Source organism: Exobacillus caeni, assembly GCF_005747095.1.
In the GTDB taxonomy this organism is placed as follows: Bacteria; Bacillota; Bacilli; order Bacillales; family Guptibacillaceae; genus Exobacillus; species Exobacillus caeni.
Map to the genome: position 1 here is coordinate 1 of NZ_SWLG01000028.1, position 18,998 is coordinate 18,998.

Below are 18,998 nucleotides of genomic sequence, written 5' to 3' on the forward strand. Positions count from 1 at the left end.
AAGATCAGGGAGCAAGCTCCCATCTCTTCGCTCGACTTGCATGTATTAGGCACGCCGCCAGCGTTCGTCCTGAGCCAGGATCAAACTCTCCGATAAAAGATAAGTTCAATCTAGCTTTAAAGCTTAATTCGCTTGGCGTTTTGTTCAGTTTTCAAAGAACTACGACGCACAGGATATGATAGCCTTCAGCCAGTAACCCTTCATGCGTTTCGTCGTTTTCAGCGACAAGATAAAGTATATCACCTTATTTCGCAGAAGTCAACAACTTTTAAAGAAGTTTTTTCGCTTCACTATGACTATCTTGCCCTCATAGCGACAAAAACTATTATATACTACATTTCGCAGAAGTCAACAATCATATTTTATAAGATGTCTCAAATGCGACTTTCCTAATATACCACTTTATACTCTTTTAAGTCAAACACTTTTTTAAAATTAAACTTCTCGTTTGTTCATTCTTCCCCCAGTACCCCTTCTCACAAAGAAAGAAGAAGCCTTTCGGGGCTTCTTCTAATGATATTATTATTCTTCGCTATCTGAATCTGCATCTACATCAGATTCCGTTGTTTCTGTTTCTTCTGTCCCATTTTGATCGTCGGCTTCCAGACCTTCTAAGTTTTCCTGGTTTTCAAGGCCTTCTTCAACCACTTCATCTTCCAACCCATTTTCATCAATATCTACTTTTGCAACTGTAGCTACTGATTCTCCTTCGCCAAGACGAATTAAACGAACACCTTGCGTATTTCTTCCTGTTTGTGAAATTCCTTCAACATTCGTGCGGATAAGAACACCGCTTTCTGTAATGATCATTAATTCATCTTCGGGGGTAACAGTCTTTAAGGAACTGACATCTCCATTCTTTTCTGTAATGTTACATGTTTTGATCCCTTTTCCCCCTCGGCTTTGAATCCGATATTCCTGCATTGGAGTGCGTTTTCCAAATCCTTTTTCCGTAACAATCAGAATATCAATATCCTGATCTTCATCAAGAACTCCAACACCAACAACCTGATCTTCTTCCTGCAGGGTGATTCCTTTCACCCCGGTTGCTGTTCGTCCCATTGACCGAACATCGGTTTCGTGGAATCGGATCGCCATTCCTTTTTTCGTACCTAAAATAAGCTCTTTTTTGCCATCGGTTAAGCGAACTGCAATCAATTCGTCATCTTCACGGAAATTAATGGCAATTAAGCCGCCTTTTCGTATGTTAGCAAATGAAGATAACGGAGAACGTTTGGTAATACCCTGTTTGGTTACAAAGAATACTGACCAGTCATCGACAAATTCTTCGATTGGAATAACTGCAGTAATGTATTCTCCTTTTTCAATTTGAAGAAGATTAATAATCGGAATTCCTTTGGCAGTACGGCCCAGTTCCGGTATCTCATAACCCTTCAAACGATAAACTTTTCCTTTGTTTGTAAAGAAAAGAATGGTGTTATGGGTTAGGGTTGTGAACAAATGCTCTACAAAGTCTCCATCATGTGTCCCCATTCCCTGAATGCCCCGACCGCCTCTTCTCTGGCTCTTGTATGTGTCGATCGGCAACCGCTTAATATAACCGTTATGGGTAAGGGTTATAACAATATTTTGTTTAGGTATAAGGTCTTCATCTTCAATCATATCGAACCCAACAGTTATTTCTGTTCTTCGCGGATCAGCGAATTTCTCTTTAACTTCTGAAAGTTCTTCCCGGATAATTTCCAGTACTTTTTCTTCATCAGCAAGGATCGCTTTTAACTCTGCAATACGTTTAATAAGTTCCTGATATTCGTCTTCAATTTTGTCCCTTTCAAGACCTGTCAAGCGTTGAAGGCGCATATCCAGGATAGCCTGTGCTTGTTCATAGCTTAAAGAAAACTGTTCCATCAAACCTTCTCGAGCAATATCAGTTGTCTTAGAAGAACGGATCAAACTGATGATTTCGTCGATATGATCAAGCGCAATGCGTAGTCCTTCAAGAATGTGGGCACGCGCTTCTGCCTTTTTGAGCTCGAATTCAGTCCGTCTGCGAATGACAACTTTTTGATGGTCAAGATAGTGAGTCAGGCATTCTTTTAAATTTAGAACTTTAGGCTGACCGTCTACTAGTGCGAGTATATTGATACCAAAGCTTGTTTGCAGGGCCGTTTGTTTATATAAGTTATTTAAAAGAACGTTAGCATTTGCATCCCTGCGAACTTCGATGACAATTCTCATACCATTTCGGTCAGATTCATCCCGAAGGTCAGTGATTCCCTCGATTTTTTTATCGCGAACAAGTTCAGCGATTTTTTCAATCAATTTCGCTTTATTTACCTGGTAAGGTATTTCATTGACGATAATTGTTTTCTTGCCATTCGGCGATTCTTCAATTTCAGATTTTGCACGGAGGATAATGGAACCCTTTCCTGTTTGATAAGCCTTACGAATACCTTCTCTACCTAAAATTTCTGCTGCAGTAGGGAAGTCAGGTCCTGGAATATACTCCATTAATTCAGGAATTGAAATTTCCGAATTACGACTTAATTCAAGCAATCCGTCTATCACTTCACCAAGATTGTGCGGCGGTATATTTGTTGCCATCCCAACAGCAATACCTGCAGCTCCATTAACGAGCAAGTTAGGGAACCTTGCCGGTAGCACAATCGGTTCTTTTTCTGAACCATCATAGTTTTCCTGGTAATCGATTGTATCTTTGTTGATGTCCCTGACCATCTCCATAGAGATTTTAGACATCCTCGCTTCTGTATAACGCATCGCTGCGGCTGCATCGCCGTCAACAGACCCAAAGTTTCCGTGTCCATCGATCAGCATGTGCCGGAAGTTAAAATCCTGTGCCATCCTTACCATCGTGTCATAAACAGCTGAATCACCATGAGGATGGTATTTACCAATTACTTCACCCACAATACGGGCTGATTTTTTATAAGCTTTGTCTGATGTCATGCCCAAATCATTCATCGCATATAAAATACGGCGGTGAACCGGCTTCAGTCCGTCTCGAACATCAGGGAGAGCACGGCTAACAATAACGCTCATAGCATAATCCATAAAGGAGGTACGCATTTCCTGACTTATATTAATTTCTTTAACTCTAGATCTTTCCATATCTGCCATACGGAAAACCTCCATGTTTCACTTATTAATAATCCTTTTATAGACACAGGGATCTCCTGCTTGTCTTAGATCTATTCAAGCAGAAAAAGGGGAATATTCCCCTTTATTCTGGTGTATCTTAGATGTCTAGATTTTTAACATAATGTGCATTATCCTGAATAAAGTTTCGACGCGGCTCAACTTTATCTCCCATTAGCGTATCGAAAGTTTCATCTGCTTCAATAGCATCCTGCAGACTTACTTGAAGCGTTGTCCTCGTTTCAGGATCCATTGTAGTTTCCCAGAGCTGAGTTGGGTTCATTTCTCCAAGACCTTTGTAACGCTGGATACCTGGTTTCGGATTGGCCGGTATTTCTTTTAATATCCGGTCAAGTTCTCTATCGTTATAAGCATACGTTACTTTTTTGCCCTGCTGTACTTTATAGAGCGGAGGCTGCGCAATGTAAATATAACCGTTTTCGATTAAAGGCCTCATATAACGATAGATGAAGGTTAGCAGCAAGGTCCGGATATGTGCGCCATCGACATCTGCATCCGTCATAATAATGATTTTATGGTACCGGGCTTTTGATAAATCAAATTCATCGCCAATACCGGTTCCAAGTGCTGTAATAATAGCTCTGATCTCATTATTGGATAGAATTTTATCTAACCGCGCCTTTTCAACGTTAATAATTTTACCGCGAAGCGGAAGGATTGCCTGGAAGTGACGGTCCCGCCCCTGTTTTGCAGAGCCTCCTGCAGAGTCCCCCTCAACGATGTATAGTTCTGAAATGGATGCATCTTTTGAAGAACAGTCTGCAAGTTTTCCTGGCAATGCACTTACTTCCAGCGCGCCTTTTCTTCTCGTCAATTCACGGGCTTTTTTAGCTGCTGCACGAGCACGTGAGGCCATCAACCCTTTTTCTACAATCAGCCTTGCAGTCTGTGGATTTTCAAATAAGAAGATAGAAAACTTTTCTCCGAATACTGACTCCGTGATCGTGCGGGCCTCTGCATTTCCAAGCTTTGTTTTCGTTTGGCCTTCAAACTGCGGGTCCGGGTGTTTAATGGAGATGATGGCTGTAAGGCCTTCTCGAACATCATCACCTGTTAGGTTAGGGTCTGTTTCTTTAAACAAGTTATTTTTACGTGCATAATCATTGATCACACGCGTTAAAGAAGTTTTAAACCCATACTCGTGTGTACCGCCTTCATGAGTATTGATGTTATTGGCAAATGAGTAAATATTGCTTGAGAAGCTGTCATTATATTGAACGGCAATTTCAACAGAAATCCCTTCTCTTTCGCCTTCAACAAAGATCGGCTCTTCATGCAGTGCCTCTTTTGTGCGGTTTAAATGCTCAACGTATGATTTAATACCGCCTTCATAATAATATTCATTGCGCTTCACTTCTTCGCCGCGTTTATCCTGGGCTATAATCTTTAAGCCTCTGTTTAAGAAAGCAAGTTCCCGTAAACGATAGCTTAACACTTCAAAGTCATATTCCGTTGTTTCGTTGAATATCTCTGGATCCGGCTCAAAATGAATCATCGTTCCAGTTTTGTCTGCTTCCCCGATTACTTTTAAGTCCTCATCCGGAACTCCGCGGGTATAACTTTGATAATAAACCTTTCCATCCCGATAGACGGTTACTTCAAGCTTGCTGGAAAGAGCATTAACAACGGAAGCGCCTACACCGTGGAGGCCTCCTGAAACTTTATAACCGCCGCCGCCAAACTTACCGCCAGCGTGAAGGACAGTCATGATTACCTCAACTGCAGGACGGCCCATTTTCTCCTGGATCCCTACTGGAATTCCACGCCCGTTATCTTCCACCGTTATCGTATTTCCTTTTTCAACAGAAACAATGATTTGATCGCAATATCCTGCCAGCGCTTCATCAATACTGTTATCCGTTATTTCCCAGACTAAGTGATGCAATCCTTTAACACCTGTTGAACCAATATACATCCCGGGTCTTTTTCGAACTGCTTCTAGACCTTCAAGAACCTGTATCTGGCTTTCATCGTATGCTTGATTTTGTGATTGCTGTTCTGATGCCATACTTTTCACCTACATTCCTCTATTAACGATTCTGATAAATCCAAAATCACAGCATGCAGATTAAAGATCCCCATGCTAATGAATAATTTATTTTTTCGTGTAAAAGATAGTCTTAGTACATTATCAAATGTGAACTAACTAAAAGAATCAAATGTTTGCAAATCGGAAGGCTTATCAAAGTCACTTACCATACGGGCTCTTCGCTTTAATGTGACCGATGATAAAGGGGAAAGATAGATTGTATCCGTTGTGACGACAATCGATTTTGTTAGATCCTTTCCAATATCAACAACCAGTCCATCTTTTTGATGCCTTGCCAAAAATTCATTGGTAATTTCAGATGTTTCCAGTATTTGACGGTCAATAATGGCCACTACATCTCTCGATCGAACCACGACATCTTCACCTAAATGAATGAACATACCGCCACCTCATTTCGTTTGAAAAATCTCTCCTTGCTTGACCTCAAACATCGATGCTTTGTCTAATGTGGAATGATGGATGCCCTCCACACTAGTAGTCGTTACAAAAGTTTGGACTCTCCCTTGAATCGTATTTAACAGATGTGATTGCCTGAAATCATCTAGTTCAGACAACACATCATCTAATAACAGCAATGGATACTCGCCAACTTCCCCTTTAATGAGTTCGATTTCAGCAAGTTTTAAAGAAAGTGCTGTTGTACGTTGCTGTCCCTGTGAACCAAAGGTTTGGACATCTTTTCCGTTTACGAAAAATGACAAATCATCTCGATGAGGGCCGGCAAGTGTGACGCCCCGTTCTATTTCTCTATCTTTTATTTTATCAAACTTTTGTTTGTATGCTTCTACTATTTTCGACAAATCCATCGTTTCTGATACCTCAGCGGATGGATTATATTGAATTTTCAACTCTTCCAGGTTACGGCTGATTCCCCTGTGGATCGGCTCAGCCCATTCTTGAAGCAACTCAATAAACCGGAATCTTCTTATAATGACATTCGCCGCTTGCTCAACAAGCTGGTCAGTCAGTATTTCCATCATGATCATTTTTTCTTGTGAGCTGTTCCTCATATTTTTAAGAAGGCTGTTCCGCTGTTGAAGGAGTTTTATATACTGGCCAAGGTGGTAAAGATAGACAGGTTGTACCTGGCCGATTTCCATATCGATGAACCGGCGTCTAACGCCCGGGCTGCCCTTTACAAGATTCAAATCCTCCGGAGCAAACATAACCACGTTCAGCGCACCGATGTATTCACTTAATTTTTTTTGCTCAAGGTGATTGACTTTTGCCTTTTTCCCCTGCTGGGATATGACGAGCTGAAGTGAGAGGGAGCCGGTCTTTTTTTCAATCCTACCTTCTATTTTAGCATATTCTTCATCCCATTTGATGAGTTCTTTGTCTCTGGAGGTCCGATGGGAATTTGCCATTGCCAGAACATAGATCGCTTCCATGACGTTTGTTTTGCCCTGAGCGTTTTCACCCAAAAAAACATTTATCTTATTTTCAAAAGACAGCTCCATCTTTTTGTAATTGCGATAGTTTGTTAGTCGAAGTTCATTTAAATGCAACGGGAGACCCCCATTCAATCAACTGATACAATAAATTCTCCTACGTCAGGGATCGAAACGGTATCCTGATCATAAAGTTTTCTTCCTCGGCGATTTTCTTCTTCCCCGTTAACATAAACGAGGTATTCAGCAAGAAACATTTTTGCCATACCGCCTGTATCAATAACTCCAGCTTCTTTAAGCAATTGGCCAAGTGTAATATAGTCGCCTTTTAATGTTATTGTTTCTGTCATGCTTATCACCCAGTTTTTTTATTTTTAAACAAGCTTCTTTATTTTCCGGATAGCTGCAAACATGAAAACTGGCCAGCTAAAACCAAAAAGAATCGATCGCTGCGGATACATAAATATCAGATTAACCTGGTGTTCCCTTTAAAAGCAGGCAATCTGGATCTTTTTAAGATGAACAAATGAAAGCTACCAGGACAAGCCTAAGAATAAACCTTGTCTCTAGTAGCTTTTCATTCTATTTTACCAAAAATTCATTTATGGTGTTAGAAATTAACTTTTGCTTTTTTCTTCTTAATACGTTCGAACCGGCAGAATCAGTTGTAGAATTGAATCTCCTTCTATAGGTCGAATCAAAAATGGCCTCATCGCGCCAGTAAAACTGATTAGAACTTCAGAACTGTCCATTGCCCTTAATGCGTCCATCACATATTTTGCGCTGAAAGAAATTTTTAATTCTTCCCCTTCATAACTTTGTGCTTCGACTTGTTCGAATACTTTACCAATTTCCGGAGAATTCGACGAAATTTCCATCAAGTCATTATCCTGGCTTACCAACTTAACAACATTGTTTCTTCCTTCACGGGCAAGAACAGATGCGCGGTCGATCGCTTGAAGCATTTGTTTTGCAGAAACAGTTATCGTTGTTTTGCTTTCATTTGGAACTAGTTTGCTTGTATCTGGATAGTTTCCATCAAGCAATCTAGAGAAGAAAAGAAGCTGCTTTGCCTTAAATAAAATTTGGTTTTCAGCGACAATGATTTCAATCAAGTCATCAGTATCATCAATAATTTTCGCAAGCTCGCTCAAACTCTTCCCCGGGATCACGATATTAGAAAAATTAAGGTCACCGTCTTTCGATTCAATGGTCACATTTCTCATCGCAAGACGGTGGCTATCTGTTGCAGTACAGGTCAAGCGCCCTTCTTCAAGTTGCCAGTTTACACCTGTCAACACAGGGCGTGTTTCTGAGGTGGACACTGCGAATACAGTTTGGCGAATAATTGATTTTAATAGATCCGCTTGAATACTAAATCCTTCTGTACCTTCTACTTCCGGTAGCCGCGGGTATTCTTCAGGATCAAGGCCGTTTAAATTGAATTCGGAGGAACCAGAACGAATTCTTGTTGTTAAACTATCAAGTACTTCCATCTCCACCGTTTCACCGGGTAGTTTTTTTACAATATCTGCGAAAAAACGAGCTTGAAGAACAATGCTCCCCATTTTAGAAATCTCTACATTTTGGCGATCGTCTTCTTGTATTGGAATAAAGCATTCGATGGAAATATCTGAGTCGCTACCTGTTAATGTAATCCCTTCATCACTGGCAACAATTTTGATCCCCGTTAGAATTGGAATCGTTGTTCTTGAGGATACTGCTTTCATAACGTCCTGGACATTGGATACTAATGTTTCTCTATTAATCGTAAACCGCATTGTTCTCCTCCTATCAAATCTCTAAATGAAAGGTTATTATATTTATTATTTTTTTAAAAAAAAGAAGTAGTGATAATAATAGGGGCTGTGGATGTGTGGATAACATTATGAAAACCCAATCAGCAAGAGTGATCCACTTGTGGATACAGTGTGAATAACCCCGGTGTTCTTATGCACAGGCTATCCAGTTTTTCCACAGGCCCTATCCTTTTATTTGATCTGTTACTTCTTGAATTTTTTTCTTTAACTGATGATCTGTCTGAAGAAGCTTGGATATTTTCTCATGGGCATGGATCACAGTCGTGTGATCGCGTCCGCCAAATTCTTCTCCAATTTTCGGCAATGAGAAATCGGTTAACTCCCTTGATAAATACATTGCGATTTGCCGGGGAAACGCGACGGATTTTGTCCGTTTTTTTGCTACAAAGTCTTCCAGCTTAACTGAAAACTGCTCCCCGACTACCTGCTGAATATCATGAATGGTAATTACTTTTGGTTTTGATGATGGAATAATATTTTTTAATGCTTCTGCAGCAAGATCTGCATTCATATCCTGGTTAATAAGTGAAGAATAAGCCACTACACGAATTAAAGCGCCTTCCAGTTCACGGATGTTAGTGTCAATCTGGTTTGCGATATATAACATCACTTCATTTGGAATATCCAATCCTTCTGCTTTTGCCTTTTTACGCAAAATGGCAATTCTTGTTTCCAGGTCAGGTGGAGTAATATCGGTGATTAGCCCCCATTCGAAACGGGAACGAAGCCGATCTTCAAGTGTAGGGATTTCTTTCGGCGGCCTGTCACTTGATATAACGATTTGTTTGCTCTCTTCATGCAAAGCGTTGAAGGTATGGAAAAACTCTTCCTGGGTTTGTTCTTTTCCTGCTAGAAATTGAATATCATCGATTAATAAGACATCCACGTTTCGATATTTATTTCTAAAATTTACAGTTCGGTTATCTCGAATCGAATTAATAAATTCATTCGTAAATTTCTCTGAAGAAAGATAAACCACTTTTGCATTAGGATTATGTTCGATTACATAATGTCCGATCGCATGCATTAAGTGCGTTTTCCCAAGACCTACTCCCCCATAAATAAATAATGGATTATAGGCTTTGGCGGGTGCTTCAGCCACAGCGAGTGATGCAGCATGTGCAAACCGGTTACCTGAACCAATAACAAAGGTATCAAAAGTATATTTTGAGTTAAGCATACTCTGAGGATTTTCTTCTGCCTGTCCTTCTTTTGCTTTTTTCGACTTTTTAACCGTTTGTTCGATATCCAGGTCTTCTTCTGACTGATTTTGGGGAATAATGAACTTTACTTGCAATTCACTCCCTGTAATTTCGAGCAGGATTTCTGAGATCAAGTCCGAGTAACGCGATTCAAGCCAGTCTCTCGCAAATTCGTTTGGAGCAGTAATAATCAGTGTATCCCGTTCAAGGCGATTTGCTGATGTTGATTTAAGCCATGTTTCAAAGCTTGGCTTACTTAATTTTTTTTCAATTTCCCTAAGTGCACCGTTCCATAGATCGTTTATATTCTCCAACACTGTCCCTCCTTTTCTGCGGAGATAAAAAATGAGGCTGACTGAAATTGCTTATGTAAAAGAGCAATGTACAACCTTTGTGTAACGCAACTGAATCAAGATGAATATTTATACTATCCACAAAATAACGCGTATATTATATTATAGTAGAAATACGAATAATCGACTTTTTTCACAAGTATGTGGACAAGATTATAAACAAGAAAGTGAATATGTCCACAAAATTATCCACAGGCTGTGGATACAACATAATTCGAGAACGGTTATTCACGAGTTAAAACACAAATATCATATCAAAATAACCCCTTGATTGCAACGGGTTATTTGTGGTTATCCACAGGATACATATCTTGTGGAGTTATTTTGTCCACAGCACTAGATTTTGTGTAAAACTTGTCGATAAGTCTTGTGAATAAGAAAAATATGTCGAAAATAGTTATCCACAGATCGGTTAAGCTGTTATTTTAAGAGTTTATACATAGAAAGAAAAAAGTTTTGGAGAAGCAATATTTTATCTTAGTGATTGTTTCTTTTGAGATTGATCTATTTATTATAAAAAGGCACTTTTTTATAATATTGTTGTTTTGCAGAAGAGCGATAACCAGTGACGAAACGAACAGCTGAACGCTACGGAAGTAAACTACGTTTTTCGCGGGCTCGTGCTGAGCTTCCTCTCACGCAAAGAACGCCTGTCTGGTTACGGCTCACAGAGACTAGTGGATTTTCCTTACCTCCTTGCGATAAGGCAACTTCGACTCTTTTTCTTTGTTCGCTGAGCTGTGCTTTAATGTTCCACATCTTTGAAAACCTTCAATTGATTGAAGCGAAGGGCAGTCGACTCCTGCGGGAAAAGCAACAGCTGAAGATCCCGCAGGAAGCGTTCTTTGCTGACGAGGAAGCTGAAGCGTTGCCCGCGGAAAGCGAACTGCCCGGAGCGGAAATCAATGTTGAGATAGCGTCGGAGTTCATTCCTAACGTGAAGTTTCTTAAGCTACGAAAAGAACCTAAAAAAAAGAATGAAAAGAAGTCTAACGGATTTTTTTTCGGAGGGAGAGCTTAACTTTTTTAAAAAAGCTATATTAAAAGAGGAAGTAAAAACAAACTTGACAATTAACGGTGGTCCTCCTTATAATTAGTAGGACTGTCTTTATACAGTTTATCCTCAGGGAGGTGTAAATAGATGAAACCAACTTTCCAACCAAACAACCGTAAACGTAAGAAAGTTCATGGATTCCGTGCGCGTATGAGTACAAAGAACGGTCGTAAAGTTCTTGCTCGCCGTCGCAGCAAAGGAAGAAAAGTATTGTCAGCATAAGCATAAGGCCACTGATCGAGATTCAGTGGTCTTTTTTCAAGATTTTGTTTATACTGAGAAGGAATTAATCTGGCCAGCCACAGCTGGTAGGAGTGGATCCTTCAATGAACAAACAGTATCGTATTAAAAAGAACAGTGAGTTTCAGGCCGTTTTTCAAAAAGGAAGATCGGCAGCGAACAGGCAATTTGTACTGTATGTATTAGAACGGTCGGATCAGGAGCATTTCCGGCTCGGATTATCAGTCAGCAAAAAGGTTGGCAATGCAGTAACAAGAAATCGAGTGAAACGGCTGGTGAAGGAAGCTTTCCATCAAATGGAAGAGGACATAAAGGTTCCTTTTGATTTCGTAGTCATCGCTCGCAAACCTGCAGTTGATCTGGATTTTGAAATGGTAAAAAGCAGTTTGAAGCATGTGTTGAAGCGTGCAAAAATAGTAAAAGGGAAACGAAGCGGCCCGAAAAAAGGGTGATGTATCATGAAGAAGATTTTTATAGGGGTTATTCGAGGGTACCAAAAATTTATTTCCCCTTTAAAACCACCCACTTGCAGATTTTATCCAACGTGTTCCCACTACAGCATGGAAGCTTACCAGAAGCATGGTGCATTAAAAGGAACATGGTTAACGATCGTTCGTTTACTTAAATGTCATCCGTTTCATCCGGGAGGAATTGACGAGGTTCCGGAGAAAAAGAAATAATGTATTGATACATACATTTGTCGCTACATGAGTTGCAAGGAGGATATTGGTGTGAAGAAAAAGCTAACTCTGGCTTTTCTTTTAATTGGATTGGTTGCATTACTGACTGGTTGTAATGTCAATGAACCGATTACAAGTGAGAGTACAGGATTTTGGAATGAATTTGTCGTATATCCGCTTTCCTGGGTATTAACTCAAGTTGCTGAGTTTTTCGGCGGGAACTATGGTCTGGCAATCATTATCGTAACGCTGTTAATCAGAACGCTTTTGCTACCTTTAATGATTAAGCAAACAAGAAGTTCAAAAGCGATGCAGGCACTTCAGCCTGAGATGAAAAAACTTCGTGAAAAATACAGCTCAAAAGACCAGGAAACACAACAGAAGCTTCAGAAAGAAATGATGGAGCTTTTCCAGACACATGGCGTTAATCCGCTTGCAGGCTGTTTGCCAATTTTAGTGCAGATGCCGATCTTACTTGGTTTTTATCATTCCATTATGAGAACAGGCGAAATTGCGTCCCATAACTTCCTATGGTTCAGCCTTGGAGAACCGGATATCATACTTGCAGTGACTGCCGGTGTGACGACGTTTATCCAACAGAAAATTATGATGGGCGGAGCAGAGGGTGCTGCTGCTAACCCACAGATGAAAATGATGCTTTATATAATGCCGGTTATGATCGTCGTATTTGCGATAAGTTTTCCAGCGGCATTATCCCTCTATTGGGTAATTGGTAATCTGTTTATGATTGTTCAAACTTACTTCATTACAGGACCAAAAATTCAATCTGATAGTCCAAAAACAGGGGGCGCGAAAAAGTGAAAAGCGTAACGGTAACGGGAAAAACTGTTGAAGAAGCCATTGGAGCAGCATTGACCCAACTAGGGACTGATAGAGAAAAAGTGACGGTTACTGTTAGAGAAGAGCCGAAAAAGGGTTTTTTCGGACTTGGAGGTAAACCGGCGATTGTAGAAGTATCTGAAAAGCCGGACCCATTCACAGAATCTCAAAAATTTTTACATGAAGTCACCAGGAAAATGGGTATTTCGATTGAAATCGATGCTTCAAGAAAAGACCACGATTTATATTTCAACCTTTCTGGTGAGAAGATTGCGATCTTGATTGGAAAAAGGGGACAAACGTTAAATTCCCTGCAATACTTGACCAATTTAGTTGCAAACCGCTTTTCTGATCAATATGTAAGAGTTGTATTAGATGCGGAAAATTACCGTGAAAGAAGAAAAGAAACGCTGCAACAGCTGGCGAATCGCCTCGCTGAAAAAGCGATTCAGACAAATCGAAGCGTCCAGTTAGAACCGATGCCGTCGCTTGAACGGAAAGTTATCCATATGGCACTAAAAGAAAGAAAAGGGATCTCCACTCATTCGGATGGAAAAGAACCTCATCGCCGTGTCATAATCGTACCTGAAAAAAATAATTAAGATTCCTCAGGCTCCACGCCTGGGGTTTTTTTATTGGCCATCATTTGGGGGAAGTTTAAGTGGATTTTCTGTGAAAAACCCTATTGGATAGAAAGGTAGATGTCCTTTATACCACTGAGGTGAGTGAGCGTTCTTTATTTCTTTTTTAAAGAAAATCAGTTAAACTAAAAGGTATTGTGGATAGTTGTGTCTTCTGAAAGTTATCCACTGTGGATAATTGGTTAAACTAATAAACGAGACTATCTTTTTCTATAAGAAAGCAGTATGGTATCCTGTGTTGTTAGGATAGAAAAGGAATGGTGTTTGAGTGATAAAAGTTTTACTGATTGATATATGCTATGTTTTTTAATAAGTGAGGTGTAAGTTGATGGAGCATGATACAATTGCTGCCATTTCAACTCCGATGGGAGAAGGAGCAATCGCAATCGTACGTTTGAGTGGCGATGAGGCGATTAAGATTGCCGACCAACTTTATAGAGGTAAGAAAAAAGCGCTTAAAGAAGTGGATTCACATACCATTAATTACGGCCACCTTATCGATCCGGAAACGAATGAAGTAGCTGAAGAAGTAATGGTTTCTGTGATGAAAGCGCCGCACACCTTTACCAAAGAAGATATTGTTGAAATTAACTGTCACGGCGGCCTTGTATCCGTAAACAGAGTGTTGCAGCTTGTCTTGCGGGCAGGCGGACGGCTTGCAGAGCCGGGAGAGTTTACAAAAAGAGCCTTCTTAAATGGCAGGATCGATTTATCCCAGGCAGAAGCGGTTATCGATCTTATTCGCGCTAAAACCGACAGAGCGATGAACGTGGCGTTAAATCAGATGGAAGGCCGCCTTTCTAAGCTGATTTCAACATTACGTCAGGAACTCCTCGAAACGGTAGCGCACGTAGAAGTTAATATCGATTATCCTGAATATGATGCAGAAGAAATGACGCATGATCTGCTGTTAAATAAAATGAAGGATGTCCATCATCATATAGAAAGAATCTTAACGACTGCAAAGCAGGGGAAAATTTTGCGGGAAGGACTGTCGACGGTGATTGTCGGCCGGCCAAACGTTGGAAAATCTTCGTTGCTTAACAGTCTTGTTCATGAAAATAAAGCAATCGTAACGGACGTACCGGGAACGACCCGGGATGTAATTGAAGAGTACGTGAATGTAAGAGGTGTGCCGTTAAGGCTTGTCGATACAGCCGGGATCCGGGAAACAGAAGATATCGTGGAACGGATTGGGGTAGAACGTTCCCGTAAAGTTCTAAAGGAAGCGGACTTAATTTTACTTGTTTTAAATTATAGCGATGAACTTACTCATGAAGATGAACAGTTATTCGAAGCCGTAAAAGGCATGGATGTTATCGTAATCGTGAATAAAACAGATTTGCCGGAGAAAATTGATATGGATAGAGTAAAGGAAATAGCACAGGAACATCCTGTAGTAACAACGTCCCTTCTTAAAGAAGAAGGAGTAGACCAACTGGAAGAGTCCATCTCACAGTTATTCTTTAGAGGGTCTCTTGAAGCACAGGATATGACCTATGTTTCGAACTCTCGCCATATTGCACTTTTAGAACAATCGAAATCTACTTTAGAGGATGCGGTTTCTGCAATCGAAAGCGGGCTTCCGGTTGATATGGCTCAAATCGATATTACACGTACCTGGGAGCTTCTGGGCGAAATTATCGGAGATACGGTATCAGAAAGCCTTATTGACCAACTGTTCTCCCAATTTTGCTTAGGTAAATAAAATAAAGTCAACTAACCTGGTTTGTTTTTTATAAAATAATTCAATTAAAAAGGAGGAAAATGCCATGGGTTACAAAGGTGAATCCTATGACGTTATTGTTGTCGGTGCCGGGCATGCAGGAGTTGAGGCTGGACTGGCTTCTGCCAGAATGGGCGCCAAGACGTTGATGCTGACACTCAATCTTGATTCTGTCGCATTTATGCCCTGCAATCCGAGCGTAGGCGGTCCGGCAAAAGGAATCGTCGTTCGTGAAATTGATGCGCTTGGCGGTGAAATGGGTCGAAATATCGATAAGACCCATATTCAGATGCGGATGTTAAACACAGGTAAAGGCCCTGCTGTGCGTGCGTTGCGTGCACAGGCGGACAAAGTGCTTTACCAGAGTGAGATGAAAAAAACACTTGAGCAAGAAGAGAATCTTACACTGTTGCAAGGAATGGTGGAAAGATTAATAGTTGAAGATGGCGTTTGTAAAGGTGTCGTTACCAAAACTGGAGCGGAATATGATGCGAAAGCTGTTATTCTTACTACCGGAACTTTCCTGAGAGGGAAAATAATAATCGGGGACCTTTCTTATGAAAGCGGTCCGAACAATATGCAGCCATCGATTAATCTTTCTTATCACTTACAGGAATTAGGCTTTGATATGGTTCGGTTTAAAACGGGAACTCCTCCAAGAGTGAACAATAAATCAATCGATTACAGCAAAGCGGAAATCCAACCTGGCGATGAAGAACCAAGAGCATTCTCTTATGAAACAACAAAGTATATCACCGATCAATTACCATGCTGGCTGACATATACAGGTGAAGAAACACATGAGTTAATCAATTCTAACCTGCACCGCTCTCCTATGTATTCAGGAATGATAGAAGGGACGGGCCCACGTTATTGCCCTAGCATCGAGGATAAAATCGTTCGTTTCAATGATAAGCCGCGGCACCAGATTTTCCTGGAACCAGAAGGCCGTGATACGAATGAAGTGTACGTGCAGGGACTTTCCACAAGCTTGCCGGAGGATTTGCAGCGGAAAATTCTTGCAACAATTCCAGGATTAGAAAAGGCGGAGATGATGAGAGCAGGCTATGCGATTGAATATGATGCGATCGTGCCAACTCAGCTATGGCCGTCCCTGGAAACAAAACGGATTCAGAATCTATTTACAGCAGGGCAATTAAACGGAACTTCTGGATATGAAGAAGCTGCAGGACAGGGCATTATGGCTGGAATCAACGCTGCGAGGAAAGTTCAGGATAAAGAACCGGTAATTCTTGACCGTTCTCAGGCTTATATTGGTGTATTGATTGATGACCTTGTCACAAAGGGAACGAATGAACCGTATCGTTTGTTGACATCTCGTGCGGAGTACCGCTTATTGCTTCGTCATGATAATGCTGATTTGCGACTGACTGATTTAGGTTATGAAATCGGATTTATCAAACAGGAACGATTTGATCGTTTTACTAAAAAGAAAGAGCAGATTGAGGCGGAAAAGAAGCGCCTGGAAAAGGTTATTGTCAAACCAACACCTGAAGTGCAGGAAAAACTCCGTAATGCAGGGGTAACCGAATTAAAAGATGCGACTTCTGCAGCGACCTTGCTTAAACGGCCTGAGGTAACATATGGCCTGCTTGCCCAGCTGGGAGTCGGAGAAGAAGTTTCAGATGAGGTAGCCGAGCAGGTAGAAATCCAAACAAAATATGCCGGATATATCGAGAAACAGTTACAGCAGGTTGATCGTATGAAGAAAATGGATGAGAAAAAGATTCCTGAAGATATCGACTACTTTGCAATTCAAGGCCTTGCGAATGAAGCAAAGCAAAAGCTTAATGAAGTTCGACCGCTATCCATTGGCCAGGCTTCCAGGGTTTCCGGTGTTAATCCATCAGATATCTCGATCTTACTTGTTTATATTGAACAGGGGAAAATCGCTAGAGTTGGAAAATAACCAAAAAGTAGGGATTTGATGAACGAAGAACAATTTCAAAAGCTGCTTCAGGAAAAGGGGATCTCCCTTACTCCTGAGCAGGTAAAACAGTTTGAAATCTATTATGAGACACTTGTGGAATGGAATGAAAAAATGAACCTTACTGCCATTACCGAGAGGGAGGAAGTATACGAAAAACACTTCTATGATTCGATTATGGCAGCCTTTACGTTTGACTTCTCTAAATCTCTTTCTGTTTGTGATGTAGGTGCGGGAGCGGGATTCCCGAGTCTTCCTCTAAAGATTTGCTATCCAGACCTTAAAGTTACGATTGTTGATTCATTGAAAAAGCGAATCGGTTTTTTGGATCATCTTGTTGAACAGCTTGGATTAAAAAACGTTTCTCTTTTTCATGATCGTGCAGAACAATTCGGCAAGAACAAGTCGTTCCGGGAAAGCTTTGATGTTGTTACTGCAAGAGCAGTAGCCCGTTTATCCGTTTTAAGTGAACTGTGCATGCCTTTAGTGAAGGTGGACGGCAAATTTCTTGTTTTAAAAGGGCCTAACGCCATGGATGAAGTAGCAGATGCTGAAAATGCCATTAAAATTTTAGGTGGAGAAATTATAGATTCTAAGCAAATGGTACTTCCTAATGAAGGAAGCGAGAGAAGTTTCATTACGATCCGAAAAGTGAAGAAAACGCCAAATAAATATCCAAGAAAAGCAGGAACGCCTAATAAAGAACCATTATAAAATTCCATAGTGGATGTTACAACGTGAAAAAAGACAAAGGATTGTTTTTAGAAACGGTTCAACGTATAATTCATTGTTGGTGAGGAACTTATTCGTTTTTTACTTCTTAGAAAGGGTTGTTTCTTATTTGTTTTCTTGAGAGCGGAATTCACACTTATGGAAACGGATTCCAACTTTAAGTGTTTAGCAGGATTTTTTATAAGAGATAACGAATGTATAAGGGAGTCGAGTAAAGGTGGTGTTAGGCGATGAAGCATCCGTTTTCACGTCTATTTGGATTAGGGGAAAAAAACGAAGCAATAGATAACGAGAACGAGGAAGTGAAGCAAATACGGGTTCAGGATATCGTTCCTAACCGTTTTCAACCTCGTACGATTTTTGTAGATGAACGGATAGAAGAGCTATCACAAACAATTAAAACCCATGGAATAATACAACCGATTGTAGTAAGAGAACGGGAAGGAAAGTTTGAAATTATTGCCGGGGAAAGACGCTGGCGTGCAGTTACAAAGCTTGGCTGGGAGACAATGCCGGCTATTGTAAAAGAATTTAACGATTCCCAGACTGCTTCCATTGCACTGATTGAAAATTTGCAAAGGGAGGAGTTAACGGCGGTCGAAGAAGCGATGGCATATGCCAAGTTGATCGAAATCCATGGGTTGACCCAGGAAAGCCTTGCACAAAGACTCGGTAAAGGGCAGTCCACGATCGCAAATAAACTCAGGCTTCTAAAGCTGCCTGAGGCTGTTCAAAATGCCCTGCTGCAAAAAAAGATCACGGAACGCCATGCACGAGCGTTAATTGCTTTAAAAGACAATAAAGTGCAGGAGAACCTGCTGGAAGAGATTATAGAAAACCAATTGAACGTTAAGCAAACCGAAGAAAGGGTAGTGAGGCTGCTCGAAGGTAAGAAGAAGCCTCCAAAGCCCCGCAGGAAGTCATTTAGTAAAGATATGAGATTGGCAGTCAACACGATCAGGCAGTCTCTTGATATGGTGGTCGAAAGTGGATTAACCATCAATACGGATGAAGAAGATCATGATGATTATTATCAATTCACGATTCGCATCCCAAAAAATAAATAGTTTCGCTGCCCATCTTTGAAAGGTGGGTTTTTTGCGCCCCTGAAAAATGAAAGAATAATAGATTATTTTACATAAAGTAGAGTCAAAAGGAAAAAAAACGTGATATGATAAAAAAT

The 18,998-nt window shown here is 40.6% G+C and carries 17 protein-coding genes and 1 rRNA gene; 10 read left to right on the forward strand and 8 right to left on the reverse strand.

All coding sequences use genetic code 11. The features are described 5' to 3' along the window. The 8 genes from FCL54_RS21990 to dnaA form a co-directional block, all read right to left on the reverse strand. A 16S ribosomal RNA gene (locus FCL54_RS21990) occupies window positions 1–96 on the reverse strand; the annotation flags it as partial. A gap of 426 nt (window positions 97–522) precedes the next feature. Next, window positions 523–3,099 carry a DNA gyrase subunit A gene (gyrA, locus tag FCL54_RS21995; RefSeq protein WP_138129379.1) on the reverse strand — a complete coding sequence of 859 codons (2,577 nt, stop codon included), beginning with the start codon at window positions 3,097–3,099 and terminating at the stop codon, window positions 523–525. Between the two features lie 118 nt (window positions 3,100–3,217). Then, complete coding sequence (gyrB, locus tag FCL54_RS22000; protein ID WP_138129444.1) at window positions 3,218–5,146, reverse strand: DNA topoisomerase (ATP-hydrolyzing) subunit B; 1,929 nt, start codon at window positions 5,144–5,146, stop codon at window positions 3,218–3,220. A 134-nt stretch (window positions 5,147–5,280) separates the two neighbouring features. Beyond that, window positions 5,281–5,568, reverse strand: a complete 288-nt coding sequence (remB, locus tag FCL54_RS22005; protein ID WP_138129381.1) for an extracellular matrix regulator RemB — start codon at window positions 5,566–5,568, stop codon at window positions 5,281–5,283. Between the two features lie 9 nt (window positions 5,569–5,577). Beyond that, window positions 5,578–6,696, reverse strand: a complete 1,119-nt coding sequence (recF, locus tag FCL54_RS22010) for a DNA replication/repair protein RecF (protein ID WP_138129383.1) — start codon at window positions 6,694–6,696, stop codon at window positions 5,578–5,580. Between the two features lie 14 nt (window positions 6,697–6,710). Continuing rightward, window positions 6,711–6,929 carry a S4 domain-containing protein YaaA gene (gene yaaA / locus FCL54_RS22015; RefSeq protein ID WP_138129385.1) on the reverse strand — a complete coding sequence of 73 codons (219 nt, stop codon included), beginning with the start codon at window positions 6,927–6,929 and terminating at the stop codon, window positions 6,711–6,713. Window positions 6,930–7,217: 288 nt separating this feature from the next. Continuing rightward, on the reverse strand, window positions 7,218–8,360 hold the full coding sequence (gene dnaN / locus FCL54_RS22020; RefSeq protein WP_138129387.1) for a DNA polymerase III subunit beta: 1,143 nt from the start codon (window positions 8,358–8,360) through the stop codon (window positions 7,218–7,220). A gap of 202 nt (window positions 8,361–8,562) precedes the next feature. After that, window positions 8,563–9,915, reverse strand: a complete 1,353-nt coding sequence (gene dnaA, locus FCL54_RS22025; RefSeq protein WP_138129389.1) for a chromosomal replication initiator protein DnaA — start codon at window positions 9,913–9,915, stop codon at window positions 8,563–8,565. A 604-nt stretch (window positions 9,916–10,519) separates the two neighbouring features. Here dnaA and FCL54_RS24185 point away from each other — a divergent pair. The 10 genes from FCL54_RS24185 to noc all read left to right on the forward strand — a co-directional run bounded on the left by FCL54_RS24185 (window position 10,520) and on the right by noc (window position 18,882). Beyond that, complete coding sequence (locus FCL54_RS24185) at window positions 10,520–10,975, forward strand: hypothetical protein (protein WP_171016973.1); 456 nt, start codon at window positions 10,520–10,522, stop codon at window positions 10,973–10,975. A gap of 120 nt (window positions 10,976–11,095) precedes the next feature. Next, a complete protein-coding gene (rpmH, locus tag FCL54_RS22035) occupies window positions 11,096–11,230 on the forward strand; it encodes a 50S ribosomal protein L34 (protein ID WP_138129393.1) in 135 nt (44 codons plus the stop codon). Window positions 11,231–11,334: 104 nt separating this feature from the next. Beyond that, window positions 11,335–11,700: a ribonuclease P protein component gene (gene rnpA / locus FCL54_RS22040; protein ID WP_138129395.1), complete on the forward strand. Its 366-nt coding sequence runs from the start codon at window positions 11,335–11,337 to the stop codon at window positions 11,698–11,700. Window positions 11,701–11,706: 6 nt separating this feature from the next. Further along, window positions 11,707–11,928, forward strand: a complete 222-nt coding sequence (gene yidD, locus FCL54_RS22045; protein ID WP_138129397.1) for a membrane protein insertion efficiency factor YidD — start codon at window positions 11,707–11,709, stop codon at window positions 11,926–11,928. A gap of 27 nt (window positions 11,929–11,955) precedes the next feature. After that, window positions 11,956–12,750 (forward strand): YidC family membrane integrase SpoIIIJ, encoded by a 795-nt coding sequence (spoIIIJ, locus tag FCL54_RS22050; protein ID WP_171016974.1) that lies wholly within the window; start codon window positions 11,956–11,958, stop codon window positions 12,748–12,750. After that, window positions 12,747–13,370 carry an RNA-binding cell elongation regulator Jag/EloR gene (gene jag / locus FCL54_RS22055; RefSeq protein ID WP_138129401.1) on the forward strand — a complete coding sequence of 208 codons (624 nt, stop codon included), beginning with the start codon at window positions 12,747–12,749 and terminating at the stop codon, window positions 13,368–13,370. The genes spoIIIJ and jag overlap by 4 nt, the downstream gene beginning before the upstream one ends. 367 nt (window positions 13,371–13,737) lie before the next feature. Beyond that, window positions 13,738–15,117 (forward strand): tRNA uridine-5-carboxymethylaminomethyl(34) synthesis GTPase MnmE, encoded by a 1,380-nt coding sequence (gene mnmE / locus FCL54_RS22060; RefSeq protein ID WP_138129403.1) that lies wholly within the window; start codon window positions 13,738–13,740, stop codon window positions 15,115–15,117. A 64-nt stretch (window positions 15,118–15,181) separates the two neighbouring features. Next, entirely contained in the window at window positions 15,182–17,065 is a 1,884-nt protein-coding gene (gene mnmG / locus FCL54_RS22065; protein WP_138129405.1) for a tRNA uridine-5-carboxymethylaminomethyl(34) synthesis enzyme MnmG, read from the forward strand. Window positions 17,066–17,083: 18 nt separating this feature from the next. After that, window positions 17,084–17,797 carry a 16S rRNA (guanine(527)-N(7))-methyltransferase RsmG gene (gene rsmG / locus FCL54_RS22070; RefSeq protein WP_138129407.1) on the forward strand — a complete coding sequence of 238 codons (714 nt, stop codon included), beginning with the start codon at window positions 17,084–17,086 and terminating at the stop codon, window positions 17,795–17,797. 248 nt (window positions 17,798–18,045) lie between these two features. Further along, window positions 18,046–18,882 carry a nucleoid occlusion protein gene (gene noc / locus FCL54_RS22075; RefSeq protein ID WP_138129409.1) on the forward strand — a complete coding sequence of 279 codons (837 nt, stop codon included), beginning with the start codon at window positions 18,046–18,048 and terminating at the stop codon, window positions 18,880–18,882. Window positions 18,883–18,998: the final 116 nt, after the last annotated feature.

Coding starts and splice junctions, on each gene's coding strand:
- gyrA (WP_138129379.1), bottom strand. CDS start 3,099: ATGGCAGATATGGAAAGATCTAGAGTTAAAGAAATTAATATAAGTCAG.
- gyrB (WP_138129444.1), bottom strand. CDS start 5,146: ATGGCATCAGAACAGCAATCACAAAATCAAGCATACGATGAAAGCCAG.
- remB (WP_138129381.1), bottom strand. CDS start 5,568: ATGTTCATTCATTTAGGTGAAGATGTCGTGGTTCGATCGAGAGATGTA.
- yaaA (WP_138129385.1), bottom strand. CDS start 6,929: ATGACAGAAACAATAACATTAAAAGGCGACTATATTACACTTGGCCAA.
- dnaN (WP_138129387.1), bottom strand. CDS start 8,360: ATGCGGTTTACGATTAATAGAGAAACATTAGTATCCAATGTCCAGGAC.
- rpmH (WP_138129393.1), top strand. CDS start 11,096: ATGAAACCAACTTTCCAACCAAACAACCGTAAACGTAAGAAAGTTCAT.
- rnpA (WP_138129395.1), top strand. CDS start 11,335: ATGAACAAACAGTATCGTATTAAAAAGAACAGTGAGTTTCAGGCCGTT.
- yidD (WP_138129397.1), top strand. CDS start 11,707: ATGAAGAAGATTTTTATAGGGGTTATTCGAGGGTACCAAAAATTTATT.
- spoIIIJ (WP_171016974.1), top strand. CDS start 11,956: ATGAGTTGCAAGGAGGATATTGGTGTGAAGAAAAAGCTAACTCTGGCT.
- mnmE (WP_138129403.1), top strand. CDS start 13,738: ATGGAGCATGATACAATTGCTGCCATTTCAACTCCGATGGGAGAAGGA.
- mnmG (WP_138129405.1), top strand. CDS start 15,182: ATGGGTTACAAAGGTGAATCCTATGACGTTATTGTTGTCGGTGCCGGG.
- rsmG (WP_138129407.1), top strand. CDS start 17,084: ATGAACGAAGAACAATTTCAAAAGCTGCTTCAGGAAAAGGGGATCTCC.
- noc (WP_138129409.1), top strand. CDS start 18,046: ATGAAGCATCCGTTTTCACGTCTATTTGGATTAGGGGAAAAAAACGAA.